Origin of the sequence: Actinomadura madurae (genome assembly GCF_900115095.1) — a bacterium.
GTDB lineage: Bacteria > Actinomycetota > Actinomycetes > Streptosporangiales > Streptosporangiaceae > Spirillospora > Spirillospora madurae.
Map to the genome: position 1 here is coordinate 1,114,994 of NZ_FOVH01000001.1, position 13,083 is coordinate 1,128,076.

Sequence of the window (13,083 nt, forward strand, 5' to 3'; positions counted from 1 at the left end):
CGGCGGATTCCTGCTCAGGGGAGACTCCCCCCGCCCGGTGAGATCACCATGAGATGACCATGAGAGCACTTTCATCCGCACACAATGAGAGGGTTCTCATCGCCGCGGCGTCGTGAGCGGCGGGCCACCGGGAGATAGTTGCCCCATGGCCACCCGCGCGGCGATCGCCGGCATGACGGCGGCGGCCATGGCCACCCTCGGCCTCGCCGCCGGATTCGCCCACGCCCAGAACTCGCATCCGCCGCGGCTCGGCGACACCGTCCAGGTGTCCCCGCCGCCCGCGTCCCGCGGCCGTGCCCCGGCCGCCTCCCGCCCGGCGAGGGCGCCCGCCGGGCCCGCCGGGCCCGCCGATCCCGCCCGCTCCGCCCGCCCCGCGCCGCGGCAGGACGTCCGGGCGGCCCCGTCGCCGGTGCCGCCGGCCAGCGACGACGATGACGAGGTGGAGGTGGAGGCCGATGACCGCGATGCCGACGACTGAGGGCGCGCGGGAGGTCCGCCGCGGCCTGAGCGCCCGCGCCCGCATCGTCGGCTGGATGCTGCTGCTGGTCGCGCTGGCGCTCGGCGGGTCGGTGTCGGTCACCTGGTCGGTGCTGTCGGCCCGCCTGGACGACCGGATCGCCGCCGAACTGGGGCACGAGGCCGAGAAGCTGCGCGAGTACGCCCACAACGGCGCCGACCCGGCGACCGGACGCCCGGTCCGGGACGTCCGCGCGCTGCTCACCGGCTACCTGGGGCACAACCTCCCGGACGACGGCGAGACGTTCTTCACCGTCGTCGACGGCCGCGCCGACCGCCGCAGCCCCTACCCGCCGCCCGCCAGGCTCGACCACGACGCCGCGTTCATCGCCCGGGTCGCCGGCGCGGACCGGCCCGTCCACGGGTGGGCGGACAGCGCGGCGGGACGCGTCCGGTACGCCGCCATCCCGGTGCGGATGAAGGGCGACCCCGCCCGCGCCGCCCTGGTCGTCGCCGAGTTCCGCGACGCGCAGCGGGACGAGGTGGCCGAGACGACGCGGGTCCTCGCCGTCACCGCGTTCGGCGCGCTCGCCGTCGCCGGGCTGGCCGGCTGGCTGATCGCGGGGCGGGTGCTGGCGCCGATCCGGATGGTGCGCCGGACGGCGGAGCGGATCGGCGCGTCCGACCTGGCCCGGCGGCTGGAGGTGCGCGGCACCGACGACGTCTCCGCCCTGGCCTCGACGTTCAACGTGATGCTCGACCGGCTGGAGGCGTCCTTCGCCGCGCAGCGCCGGTTCGTCGACGACGCGGGGCACGAGCTGCGCACGCCGCTGACGGTGATCCGGGGCCATCTGGAGCTGATGGGCGACGACCCCGGCGAGCGCGCCGAGACGCGCGAGCTGCTCATCGACGAGCTCGACCGGATGAACCGCATCGTCGACGACCTGCTGATCCTGGCCAAGGCCGAGCGCTCGGACTTCCTCACCCAGTCCGAGGTCGACCTGGCCGACCTCACGGTCGAGACGGTCGCCAAGGCGCGCGGGCTGGGCGCGCGGCGGTGGCGGGTGGGCGAGGTGGCGGAAGTGCGGGTCATCGCCGACCGGCAGCGGCTCACCCAGGCGCTCATGCAGCTGGCCGCCAACGCCGTCCAGCACACCGTCCCGGACGACACCATCGAGGTCGGCTCGGCGGTGCACGGCTCGGTGGTGACGCTGTGGGTCCGCGACACCGGTCCGGGCGTGGCGGAGGAGGACGCCGCGCGCATCTTCGGCCGGTTCGTCCGCGGCGTGCCGGGCCCCCGGCCGACCGAGGGCGCCGGCCTCGGGCTGGCCATCGTCGCCTCGATCGCCCGCGCCCACGGCGGCGGCGCCCGGGTCGAGCACCCGGCCGGCGGGGGCGCCCGCTTCGTCCTGGAGCTGCCCCTGTGCATCCCGCAGGGCGAGCCGCTCGCCCTGGACGCCGAGCCCAGGGAGGAGGCCGCATGGGCCGGATCCTGATCGCCGAGGACGAGCCGCGCATCACCTCGTTCCTGGAGAAGGGCCTCGGCGGCGCCGGCTTCCGCACCGCCGTGGCGGCCGACGGGATCACCGCCTACGAGCTGGCCCGCGGCGGCGCGTTCAACCTGATGATCCTGGACGTCGGCCTGCCGCTGCGCGACGGGTTCACCGTCCTGCGCCGGCTCCGCGAGGAGCGCGTCACGCTCCCGGTCATCATCCTCACCGCCCGCGACGGGGTGGCCGACACCGTCGCGGGGCTGGAGGGCGGCGCCGACGACTACATCGCGAAACCGTTCGCCTTCGCCGAGCTCCTCGCCCGGGTGCGGCTGCGGCTGCGCGCCGACGGGGCGCGCGAGCCGACGCTGCTGCGGGTCGGCGACCTCGTGCTGGACCTGCGCACCCGCCGGGCCCACGTGCCGGGCCGGACCGTCGAGCTGACCTCCCGGGAGTTCGCCCTCGCCGAGATGTTCTGCCGCAACCCCGACCAGGTGCTGACCCGCGAGCAGATGCTGGCGCACGTGTGGGGCTTCGACTTCGATCCCGGCTCCAACGTGGTGGACGTCTACGTCCGCTATCTGCGCCGCAAGCTCGGGGCCGACCGCTTCGAGACGGTCCGCGGCACCGGCTACCGCCTGCGCCTCTAGGCCCCGCGGGCGAATGGCGGAACGGCCCCTCCGAGCGGCCGCCGCCGCTAGGCTCTGGCCGTGGAGGAGCCTTCGGCCGCCTACAGGGCGGCACTCGGCCGGCTCGAAGCCGCCGCGCCGGGCACGCGACACGCGGAGGTCGACGCGCTGATCGCGCACGCGGAGACCGATCCCGAGCGGCGGCAACCGGTCACGGACGCCGTCTGCTCATGGCTGCGCACCCCGCCGGCGGACGGTGCCGCGGCCGGGGAGCGCCACGCGGTGCTGCAACCGCTCATCGACCGGCTGCGCGCCGGTGGCCCCGCTCCCTGGGACGACATCAGCGTGGACCTGTCGGGCTGCACGCTCGGCGATGCCGACTTCAGCGGCTGCCGGCTCGACGCCGCCGAGTTCGCCGACACCCGCTTCCACGGCACAGCGGTCTTCGCCGGCGCGGCGTTCGCGGACGCCGCGTTCCAGCGCGCGGTCTTCTACGGCGACGCCGTCTTCACCGGGGCGCGTTTCGGCGGCGACGCGGAGTTCGGCCGGGCGCGGTTCCGCCGGCGGGCGGACTTCACCGGCGCGGTGTTCTCCGGGACGGCCTGGTTCGGCCGGGGCGCCGACACCTGGTGGGACGACGACGAGGCCTGGGAGACGGTCGAGGAGATCGATCCGGCGCCGTGGGAGGAGCCGAACGAGGACGACCCGAACTGGCCCGTCGCGGTGCTCATCGAGGACTACCAGGACTGGGAGGAGGGCGGCGACGGCGCCCGGTTCCTCGGCGACGCGTCGTTCCGCGACGTCCGCTTCGACGGCCCCGCCTGGTTCCACTACGCCCGCTTCGGCGCGGCGGCGACGTTCGCCGGTGCGCGGTTCGCCGGGCGCGCCCACCTCGACCAGCCCGCGGTCGACCTCACCGGGGCGTATTGGGGCGGCGACACCGGTGACGGCGAGTCGGTGTGGCCGCTCGGCTGGACCACGCGACCGGTCACCGCCGGGGCGCGGGACGGCGCCGCGGACCTGGTGCCGGACGCCTCGGTGGCGCCGTACACCGGGCAGCTCGCCGACCCCGACCCGGAGGTCCGGTCGGCCGGGCTCCAGATCCTGGCCCGGCTCGGTGACGACCGGCCCGAGGTGCGGCAGCGACTCGTGGCCACTTTGTGCGCTTTCCTGCGGATCCCCCTCCCGTTCGACCTGCGCGTGGACGGCCGCGCACCCGAGCAGGACGCGCTGCTGCGGCTGCGGCGGGAAGCGCAGCGGACGCTCGCCGAACGGCTCCGGCCCGGCCCCGGTCAGTGGAAGGGCATGGACCTGTGGCTCTGCGGTGCCACGTTCGTCGACCTGGACTTCAGCGGCTGCGAAGCCGACTTCGCCGACTTCGCCGGCGCTCAGTTCCACGGCACGACCCGGTTCGACGGCAGCGGCTTCGACCACGCCGTCTTCACCTTGGACGGGTCATCCGGCCGGGCCAGCTTCCACGGCGACGTGGTGTTCGGGACCGACCCGCCCGGCGACGTCGTCCTGCACGGCACGGCCACGTGACCGCGCCACGGACCGAGATCGCGTAAACCGCTTCGCCTCCTGGCCCGTCACCCATGTGACGGATGTCACCGAGCGAACGGGGATCCCGGTGGGACGCGACGGGCTGGCAGTGGTGACCGCGGCGTTGGCGGTCGCGGCGGTGGCGGTGGTGGCGGCGCCCGGAGCGGCGGTCGCGGGAGTGCCCGGCCGGGCGGCGGCGTGCACCCCGCAGGGCCCCGACTTCAACGGGGACCGGTGCGGCGACGTCGTGGTCGGCGACCCCGATGCCGCCGTGGGGGGAGTGCCGGGGGCCGGGCGGATCACCGTGCTCTACGGCGCGGAGGGCGATCCGGGGACGGGTGAGCGGGCCGTGCTGGCGCAGGGAGGGCCGGGGGTCGGCGAGAGCCCCGAGTCCGGCGACGGGTTCGGTGCCGTCATCCGGACGATGGACGTCGACTTCGACGACCGCACCGATCTCGTGGTGGGCGTGCCCTCGGAGTCCGCCGGCGATGCCGATGACGCGGGGATCATCCAGGTGATCTTCGGATCGGCCGACGGGCTGGGCGGCGGCCGCGCGGGGATCGTGCTCCGGCAGGGCACCCACGGCATACCCGGCGGCCCCGAAGCGGGGGACCGGTTCGGCGCCGGGCTCGCCGTCAACAGGACCAGCGGCGACTTCCGGCCCGCCCCCGCGCTCGCGTTCGGCGTGCCCGGCGAGGACGTGGGGAGCGTCGCGGACGCCGGCGCCGCGGGCGTCGTGACGTTCGACGGGGACACCGGCGACGTCGCGACCGTCGCCGCGCTCACGCAGGACAGCCCGGGCATCGGCGGCGGCGTGGAGGCCGGTGACGGGTTCGGCACCGCGGTCGAACTGTTTCAGGGGCCCGGCGGCTTCAGCTGCAGCGTCACCGGCGTCGAGGGCTACACGCTGGTCGTGGGGGCGCCGGGCGAGGATCTGAGCGGCGACCGGGATGCCGGCATGGTGCATCTGGCCAGAGATCTGAGCAGCGACACGCCCCTGACGCAGGACTCTCCGGGAGTGGACGGCGCCACGGAACCCGGCGACCAGTTCGGTGCCCGCCTCGCGCTCGATTCGTTCTGCGAGCACGACGGCCCGTCGCACGTCAGGCTGGCGGTCGGCGTCCCGTTGGAGGACATCGGCTCGGCGGGCGACGCCGGCATGGTCCACCTGTTCGCCACGGACGACGACGAGCTGCCGCTGCCCCAGCGGTGGAGCGTCACCCAGGACAGCGCCGATGTCGCCGGGACCGCCGAGACCGGAGACCAGTTCGGGTCGGTGCTCGAACTCGGCGGTCCGTGGCGGGACGGCCTCGGCGAGCCGCTGGTGGTCGGCGTCCCCCGTGAGGACGTCGGCACCGCCGCGGACGCCGGCAGAGTGCAGATCTTCGGCGAGGCGGCGAGCGCGCCCGGAAACGGCGACGTCTCCCTCACCCAGGAGAGCATCGGACAGGTCCCGCAGGCCGGGGACCATTTCGGCGCCGCGCTCTCCAGCCGTTACGGCCAGGTGCTCGTCGCGACCCCCGATGACGTGACCTACGGCAAGGGCGCCGTGCATGGAATCCCGTGGCCGGGCACGTCCGGGACGCCCCTGCTCTTCGTCCCGGGCCAGGGCGGGATCCCCGCGGACGCCGTCCGCTTCGGGGCGGCTCTGGCCTGAGCCGCCCGTTCCGGGCGGGTCAGGCGACGGGTCACTGGACTCGGGTGGCGATGCCGGGGTAGTCGACGATGAGGCCGTGCCGGTCGTAGACCAGGCGGCAGGCGAAGTCGAAGGCGGGTGCGGCGTAGTCGTAGTGCTCTTCGCTGGAACGGGAGTAGGTCTGTTCCAGACGGTCCACGTCCAGCCCGACCGCGCGGACGTAGGCCGCCGGTGCGTCGACCGGCCGCTCGTCGGGGAAGCGCAACCGGTGCACCGGGAAGGTGTTGGTCATCGCCGACGCCTCCAGGTCCAGGTCGAGGCACCCCTGCAAGTGGGGTGCGGCGACCCCGTCGATCCGCCAGTTCCCCGCACCGTCGGCCTCGATCTCCGTGACGGTGGCGGAGCCGCCGCTGCGCCCGGTGATCCGCGCGGACCTGGTCAGCCACGAGGTGTCCAGCTGGATCGCGTAGTCCACGACCCAGGACACGCCGTCCTCCGTCGCCGCCGTGGTGCCCGTGACCCGGGCACCACGAGCGTCGACGGAGAAGAACGCGACCTCGAACCCTGCGCGAGCCCCCTCGTGCCGCCAGGACGCGACCGAGGGCAGAGCGGCGAACGACATGCCGGTAAGGGTAAGCCTCAGCGTCGGCGAAGTCCGCGGAAAGCGTTGCCCTCCGTGGAGAGGTAGTTGTTCCGGTAGTCGAAGCGCGGGGCCTTGGCGAACATGAGGTACCAGTACTTCATCTGCTCCGACCACCAGTAACCCGACGTGAGATCGCCGTGCTTCAGGGGCGAGGTGGTGACGTCGTCGATGATGGTCCACCCGTTCGGGACGCGGGAGTGCTTCTTCTGCCGCAGGTAGTAGTCGTACGCGAGCTTTCGGTACCGCTCCGACGCGTGCCGGCCCGGCCCTTCGACCAGCCACAGGTTGAAACAGGAGTCGACGTACTCGGGCCGCAGCTGGTTGCCCTTCGCGGTCGCGGCACCGGACGTGGGGTCATAGCCCTCGGGAAGCACCGGGAACCGGTCGAGCACCGAGGTCCACGAGGCGAGGTAGGCGTCGCCGAGCCGCCGATGGCCGCTCTGGCCGAGAAGGCCGGCGTAGAACGAGCCGAGTTCGGACTGCTCGGCCGTGACCTGCTCGGCGTCGTCCTTGTCGACCTGGGCGAACCACACGTGACCGTTGATGGTGGTGGCCTCGTGCTTGATGATGGCCCGGGTCAGCATCCGGTACAGGTCGCGGAACTCGGTGTCGCCGAACAGATCCCAGGCGTCCCAGACGTACTCGTAGAACGAGTCGACCGGCGGGTGGACGGTCGCGGTGTCGTTGACCCACTCCCCGGTCTCGACATTGATCTCCGTGCCGAGGAGGTCCAGGTCGGAACGCCGCTCGATGACGGCCTTCATCGCCTTCCTGGCCGCCCGGTGGTACCTGCGGTCGCCGGTCAGCCGGGAGAGCGTGCCGAACTCGGTGATGATGGTGCCGACCTCCGCCAGCGGGTTGGTCACCCCGCTGATCTCGCCCGTGCTCGGGTTGACGAAGCGGTACGGGATGCCGGTCGGCGACCGGTCGAAGCAGGGCATGAGGATGTCGGCGATCTGCTTGGCGTGCCGGAGCAGCGCCCGCTCACCGGTGGCCAGGTAGCCGGACAGCAGGCCGCCCACCATCCGGATATTGGTCTCGAAAACCTGGACATCGGCGTTGACGGCGGAGAAATCGAGATTCTCCTTCACCCAGGCGACGCCCTCGGCCAGTTCGTCGTCCAGCTCCATCAGGTAGAGCGTGTCTAGGGCCTCGACAATGGTCAGCCCCACGGGATGTTCTTGGTCGAAGAATTCGCTGTGCCCGCCGCTCACCGGCAGCAGGTGATCGTGGCCCCAGGCGAGCCGCTTGTAGGAGTTCCACGTGTGCAGCATTTCGCGGCGCACGTCCCTGGCCACCGGGCGCCAGTCCTTCGGACGGCCGGGGGAGAGCCGTTCCGCGTGGGCGGGCGCCGGGAGCGCGCCTGCGGCGACCAGGCCCGCCGTGGCGGTGAGAACACTTCTGCGGGTGAGGGAATGGCGGGATCGCACTGCGCACCGTCCGGTGTACGACAACGTTGTCAATCACGTCACTCGTATCACCGCGGGGGGAAGATGACCATCAGCGTGGCCACATACGGCCCCTGCGACGGACGGTGCGAATTCGCAGAAGTGTGGCTATTGGAGCAGGCCCAGGTCGGTGACGAGCTTGGGTGCCCGGATGACGCGGCCGAGGTATTCGTCCGCGGCGGGATCCGTGACGAGCCAGACGACGGCCGCCGCCGGCACCTCCTCGGGCGTCGACTCGAACCCCCTTTCCCACAGGGGGCCGAGCCCGCCGCGCGCCGCGCCGGCCTCGGTGACGACGAAGCCCGGGTCGAGGTTGAAGGCCCGGATCCCGTGCCCGAGGTACTCGGCGTTGATCGCTCCGGCGAGCCGACCGAACGCCGCCTTGGACGCCGAGTACGCGACGCCCCACCCGCCCTCGCCGGGAGGGCCCGGCGGGTCGCTGGCCGCCGACCCCGAGCACAGGTCGACGATCGTCCCGGCGCCGTGGTCGAGCATCGCCGGAAGCACGACCTGCAGGAGCGCGATCTGGTTCAGGTAGTTGCCGGTGACCGTTCGCTCGGCGACGGTCAGGTCCAGGTCCAGGAACCGCTCGTGGGTGCCCGCGACATGTGCCACCGCGTTGTTGACCAGGACGTCCACCCGCCCCCACGCGTCCAGGACCGTCCGGGCCGCGGCGGTGACGCTCCCGCGGTCGAGCAGGTCCATCCGGACGGGGAGGGCCCGCGCCCCGAGCGCCTCGATCTCCGCCCGTGTCCGCGCCAGGCTCCCGGGGACGGGGATCGCCTCCGCCAGGCCGTGCCGGGGAGGGACCCGGCCCGTCCCCTCGTCGACGGTCCGCGCGGTGAACGCGACGTCGTGCCCGGCGGCGGCGAGCGCGAGCGCCGTCCGCCGGCCGATGCCCCGGCTCGCCCCGGTCACCAGCGCGACCGGTCTCCGTGCCGCCATCCCACGATCACAGCCGCACCCCGGGCGGGTGCGCCGCGCGACTCCCGCTCAGCGGGAGGAACGGGGGACCTCCCGGTGATCGGGACGGTCCAGTCGTACGCGCCCGGGCCGCGGCTACCGTGCCGCCATGGCACGCACCATCGCCGTCAGCGGCGCGGCCTCCGGCATCGGCAAGGCCCTCACCGAGATCCTCCGGGAAGCGGGCGACACGGTCATCGGCATCGACCTGCACCGCACCGACGTGTGCGCCGACCTCGGCGTCCCGGACGGCCGGGCGCGCGCGGTCGAGGAGACGCTGGAGAAGGCGGGCGGGCGGCTCGACGCCGCCGTGGCCTGCGCCGGCGTCTCCGACTTCACCGTCACGCCGGTCAAGGTGAACTTCTTCGGCGCCGTCGACCTGCTGGAGGGGCTGCGTCCCCTCCTCGCGGAGGCCGAGGCGCCGCGCGCCGCGGTGGTCGCCTCGATCTCCGGCACGCACCCGGTGGACGGCGACGTCGTCCGCGCCTGCCTCGGCCGCGACGAGCCGGCGGCGATCGCGGCGGCGGCGAGGATCGAGGAGAGCGGCGCCGGCGGCCTGCTGTACCCGTCGTCGAAGTCGGCCCTCGCCCAGTGGCTGCGCCGCGCCTGCACCACCCCCGAGTGGGCGGGCGCGGGCATCCCGCTGAACGCGATCGCGCCGGGCGTCGTCAGGACGCCGATGACCAGGCCGCTGTTCGAGGACGAGGCCATGCTGGAGATCATGAACGAGGCCGTCCCGATGCCGCTGAACGGCCACGCCGAACCGGAGGTGATCGCCGAGGCGCTCCGCTGGCTGGTCTCCACGGTCAACACCCACATGACCGGCCAGGTCATCTACGTGGACGGCGGCGCCGAGGCCACCCTCCGCGACCCGTCGCACTTCTGAACACGCCCGCGGAAAGTTCCGCGGCGCAGGCATAGTGGCGAGCCTCCGGAGGCGTCTCAGAGACGACATCATTTCGGAGGTGACGATGGATGCCGCCACAGAGCGACATTTCCGTGAGTTCGTGACATCGAGATCGGCGGCGCTGATGCGCCTGGCGTACCTGCTCGCCGGGGGCGACCAGCACGCGGCGGAGGACGTCCTGCAGATCGCCCTGGCGAAGACGGCCGCCCGCTGGACCGCCGTGGAGAACCCGGAGGCTTACGTACGCCGGGTGATGTACCGGCAGCAGGCCAGCTTCCGGCGGCTCAAGTGGAAGCAGCGCGAGACGCAGCGGGGGGTTCTGCCCGAGGAGATCGCACGGGACGACATATCGGCGGTCGATCTGAAGCTCGCCGTCCGCGGCGCCCTGGCCCGCCTCACTCCCCGGCAGCGGATGGTGCTGGCGCTCCGCTTCCTGGAGGACCGGCCCGAGGCGGAGGTGGCGCAGATCCTCGGATGCAGCATCGGCACGGTGCGCAGCACGACCCACCGCTCGCTCGCGCGCCTGCGCCGGCTGGCTCCCGAACTGAACGAATCCGAACTGGCCGAGGAGGTCGGGCGATGAAGGCGGAGCCGATCGTCAAGAGCGCGTGCGAGGACTGGGCCGCGGAGGCGCGCGTCCCCGCCGACCTGGCCGACCGGGCGCTGCGCGCACGCCCCCGGCGCCGTCCGCTCAGGATGGCGCTGACGGGAGGGGCGACCGCGCTCCTCGTCGGTGCGGCGGCCGTGGCCGTCGTCTCCTCCGCCGGCGGCCCGGCCCAGCGGCACCGGCCCTCGGCACCCGCGTTCGAACCGGTGGCCCTGTCGTCGGACACGACGCTGCGCACGGATCCGGGCAGCGCTTTCCCGCGCCACCTCGTCGCCGCCGGGCACACGGCCGTGGCCGCCTACTTCACCTTCCGCACGCACACGGACGACGGCCGGCGGACGCTCGAACGCACGTGGCACCTGTACAACCCGTCGACCGGTACATACGAGCGGACCCGCTGGGCGTACGTCAGCGTCGCCCCCGGCATGGCGCGGGCGGCCGTCCTGCAGGGGCCCCTCCCCACGACCAGGGTCGGGGTGCTCGACATGAGGACGCAGAAGGTCACCGACTGGATCCCGGTCGACCACCCCGTCGGCGGAGCGGCCTGGTCGCCCGACGGTCGCCGGCTGCTAATGACCGCCTATGACAAGAACCCCGACGTCCAGGCCGATCCGGGCGCGTCTCCCAGAACCGGCTACTACCTCGCCGAAAGCGCGTCCAGGCCGGGCGCGTTCCACCCCATGCCGCCCCTGCGCGACAATCCGAACGCCCGGCAGGACCTGGGGTGGAGCCGGGACGGAACCCTGATCTGGGCGCCCACCGCGACCGTGCCGACCAAGGTCTTCTTCACCCCGTCCGGTGAGCGGCGGCCGGCGCCCGCGCACGAGGCCGACTACTGGGACGACGAAGAGGCCGGCCTGTCCCCGAACGGCACCCTGCTGCCCACGGACGGTCCGAGGCCCGGCCCGGCCGTCACCATCACGAACGTGGTCACCGGGAAGAAGGCGGCGGTGCTCCCGATCGAGCAGGCCAAGGCCTGGGCGGACGATCAGCGGCTGTTCGCGATCGGCTGCGACCCGCGGAAGTGCACGGGCAAGCACGAGTTCCGCAACCGGCTGCTCCTGGTCGACCTGAAGGGCAAGATCACCCCTCTCACCGGGTACCGCAGGTCGGACCGGGACGGGTCCTGGGTTCCGGTGTTCACTCACCGCTGACGGCGCGCCGGGTGCCGCGCCCTTGGCGGCACCCGGCTCTGAGCACCCGCCCGTGCCGCTCGCCGCAGAAGGCCGAGTCGTCCACGACGACGCGTCCGGCGAGGAGCACGTACGGGATGCCGTCGGGAGTGACCGCGGGGTCCTCGTAGGTTCCGCCGTGACCCACGGTCCCGGGGTCGAAGACGGCGACGTCGGCGATCGCGCCGGGGCCGAGCCACCCGCGCCCCGCCAGGCCGAACTGCCGCGCCGTCGCGGACGTCATCTTGCGCACGGCCTCCGGCCATGACACGACGCCCAGCTCGCGGACGTAGGCGCCGAGGAAGCGCGGGAAGGACCCCCACGTGCGGGGATGCCCGTAGTCTCCCGGGACGCCGTTGTCGCTCCCGACGGCGATCAGCGGGTCGGCCATGATCGTGCGCACGTCGTCCTCCGCCATGAGCGTGATCACCATGGCGGCGCCCGGGTCGGCGTCGACCATGGCGCACAGGACGTCCCACGGGTCGAGGCCGCCGGCGAGCCGCTCCAGCGTCCTGCCCACGAGTTTCGCGTCGGCGTGGGCCGTGACGAGGATGTCCGACGGTGCCGCCGACCGCCAGAGCCCGGCGCCGGCCGTGGTGGACGGGTCCTCGGCCGCCTCTCGCATGCGCCGCCGCTCGTCCGGATCGCGCAGGCGGGCGCGCAGCGCGGCGACACCGCCGGCGTGCGCGGCGGCGGGAAGCAGCGCGGCCAGCCCGGTGCCGCCGGCCAGGTACGGGTACTGGTCCCCGCGGACGTCCACTCCGGCGACGCGCGCGCCGTGCAGCTTGTCGAGCAGTAGTCGTGCCTTCCCGTGACTGGCCCGGCCTGCGGCCTTGCAGTGCGAGACCTGCAGACGAACCTGCGCGCGGGACGCGACCTCGATCGCCTCGTCGAGCGCGGCCAGGAGGGCCTCGCCCTCGTCCCGCATGTGCGTGGCGTAGACGCGGTTCCACCGGTGCGCCACCGTGGCCAGCGCCACGAGCTCGCCGGTGGCGGCGTAGGCGCCGGGGGTGTAGACGAGACCGCTCGACAGGCCGACCGCTCCCGCGGCGAAGGACTCGTCCGCCAGACGGGACATCTCTTCCAGGCCGCCCGCGGGGAGCCGCGGCTCCATGCCGGCCACGGACATCCACAGCATGCCGTGGCCGACCATGGCGGCCATGTGGTTCGTGAGCCCCGCCGCCTCGATCTCGTCGAGATAGTCCCCGAACTTCCGCACGCGTGGTTCCGCGCCGCCGGACAGGTTGCTCAACTTGGTCCGCGCCTCCGGCAGCGCCCGCTCGGTCAGCGGGGCGAACGAGAGCCCGCAGTTGCCCACGATCTCGGTCGTCACCCCTTGGAACAGCTTGAACGGTTGCGGCTCAGGCAGTACAGGGACCATGTCGGAGTGGGAATGGGCGTCGATGAACCCCGGCGCCACCATCAGCCCGCCGACGTCGATGACCCGGCGCGCCGCGCCCACGCCCCGGCCCACGGCCACGACCCGGTCCCCGTCGATCGCGACATCGGCCGTCCGGGGCTCCGTGCCCAGCCCGTCATGGACGCTCCCGCCCCTCAGCACCACGTCGTGCATTGAAGACCTCCCAGTCC

Annotated in this window: 12 protein-coding genes; 8 read left to right on the forward strand and 4 right to left on the reverse strand. The window is 73.5% G+C overall.

The genetic code is table 11. The annotated features are described in order from the left end of the window. Positions 1–145 precede the first annotated feature (145 nt). From BM339_RS49610 to BM339_RS05315, 5 genes are all read left to right on the forward strand, one after another. Positions 146–478, forward strand: coding sequence for a hypothetical protein (locus tag BM339_RS49610; RefSeq protein ID WP_075020039.1), 333 nt, complete (start codon positions 146–148; stop codon positions 476–478). Continuing rightward, on the forward strand, positions 456–1,952 hold the full coding sequence (locus BM339_RS05300; RefSeq protein WP_075020040.1) for a sensor histidine kinase: 1,497 nt from the start codon (positions 456–458) through the stop codon (positions 1,950–1,952). Before BM339_RS49610 ends, BM339_RS05300 begins: the two co-directional genes overlap by 23 nt. After that, positions 1,937–2,596, forward strand: coding sequence for a response regulator transcription factor (locus BM339_RS05305; RefSeq protein WP_021597197.1), 660 nt, complete (start codon positions 1,937–1,939; stop codon positions 2,594–2,596). The genes BM339_RS05300 and BM339_RS05305 overlap by 16 nt, the downstream gene beginning before the upstream one ends. Before the next feature lie 60 nt (positions 2,597–2,656). After that, complete coding sequence (locus BM339_RS05310; RefSeq protein ID WP_075020041.1) at positions 2,657–4,117, forward strand: pentapeptide repeat-containing protein; 1,461 nt, start codon at positions 2,657–2,659, stop codon at positions 4,115–4,117. An 88-nt stretch (positions 4,118–4,205) separates the two neighbouring features. Then, positions 4,206–5,774, forward strand: a complete 1,569-nt coding sequence (locus BM339_RS05315) for a hypothetical protein (protein ID WP_143118279.1) — start codon at positions 4,206–4,208, stop codon at positions 5,772–5,774. A gap of 31 nt (positions 5,775–5,805) precedes the next feature. On the opposite strand, the gene BM339_RS05320 is transcribed toward BM339_RS05315, so the two are convergent. From BM339_RS05320 to BM339_RS05330, 3 genes are all read right to left on the reverse strand, one after another. Then, positions 5,806–6,375: a putative glycolipid-binding domain-containing protein gene (locus BM339_RS05320; protein ID WP_075020043.1), complete on the reverse strand. Its 570-nt coding sequence runs from the start codon at positions 6,373–6,375 to the stop codon at positions 5,806–5,808. 17 nt (positions 6,376–6,392) lie between these two features. Further along, on the reverse strand, positions 6,393–7,826 hold the full coding sequence (locus BM339_RS05325) for a glycoside hydrolase family 47 protein (protein ID WP_075020044.1): 1,434 nt from the start codon (positions 7,824–7,826) through the stop codon (positions 6,393–6,395). Between the two features lie 126 nt (positions 7,827–7,952). After that, positions 7,953–8,789: an SDR family NAD(P)-dependent oxidoreductase gene (locus tag BM339_RS05330; RefSeq protein ID WP_075020045.1), complete on the reverse strand. Its 837-nt coding sequence runs from the start codon at positions 8,787–8,789 to the stop codon at positions 7,953–7,955. A 127-nt stretch (positions 8,790–8,916) separates the two neighbouring features. On the opposite strand from BM339_RS05330, the gene BM339_RS05335 reads away from it, so the two are divergent. From BM339_RS05335 to BM339_RS05345, 3 genes are all read left to right on the forward strand, one after another. After that, positions 8,917–9,693 carry an SDR family oxidoreductase gene (locus tag BM339_RS05335; RefSeq protein WP_075020046.1) on the forward strand — a complete coding sequence of 259 codons (777 nt, stop codon included), beginning with the start codon at positions 8,917–8,919 and terminating at the stop codon, positions 9,691–9,693. Positions 9,694–9,814: 121 nt separating this feature from the next. Then, positions 9,815–10,297 (forward strand): SigE family RNA polymerase sigma factor, encoded by a 483-nt coding sequence (locus BM339_RS05340; RefSeq protein WP_412517187.1) that lies wholly within the window; start codon positions 9,815–9,817, stop codon positions 10,295–10,297. Then, positions 10,294–11,475 carry a hypothetical protein gene (locus BM339_RS05345; RefSeq protein ID WP_021597189.1) on the forward strand — a complete coding sequence of 394 codons (1,182 nt, stop codon included), beginning with the start codon at positions 10,294–10,296 and terminating at the stop codon, positions 11,473–11,475. Before BM339_RS05340 ends, BM339_RS05345 begins: the two co-directional genes overlap by 4 nt. Here the strand turns inward: BM339_RS05345 and BM339_RS05350 are convergent. After that, complete coding sequence (locus BM339_RS05350; protein WP_075020047.1) at positions 11,462–13,066, reverse strand: N-acyl-D-amino-acid deacylase family protein; 1,605 nt, start codon at positions 13,064–13,066, stop codon at positions 11,462–11,464. The genes BM339_RS05345 and BM339_RS05350 overlap by 14 nt on opposite strands. Between the last annotated feature and the right edge of the window lie 17 nt (positions 13,067–13,083).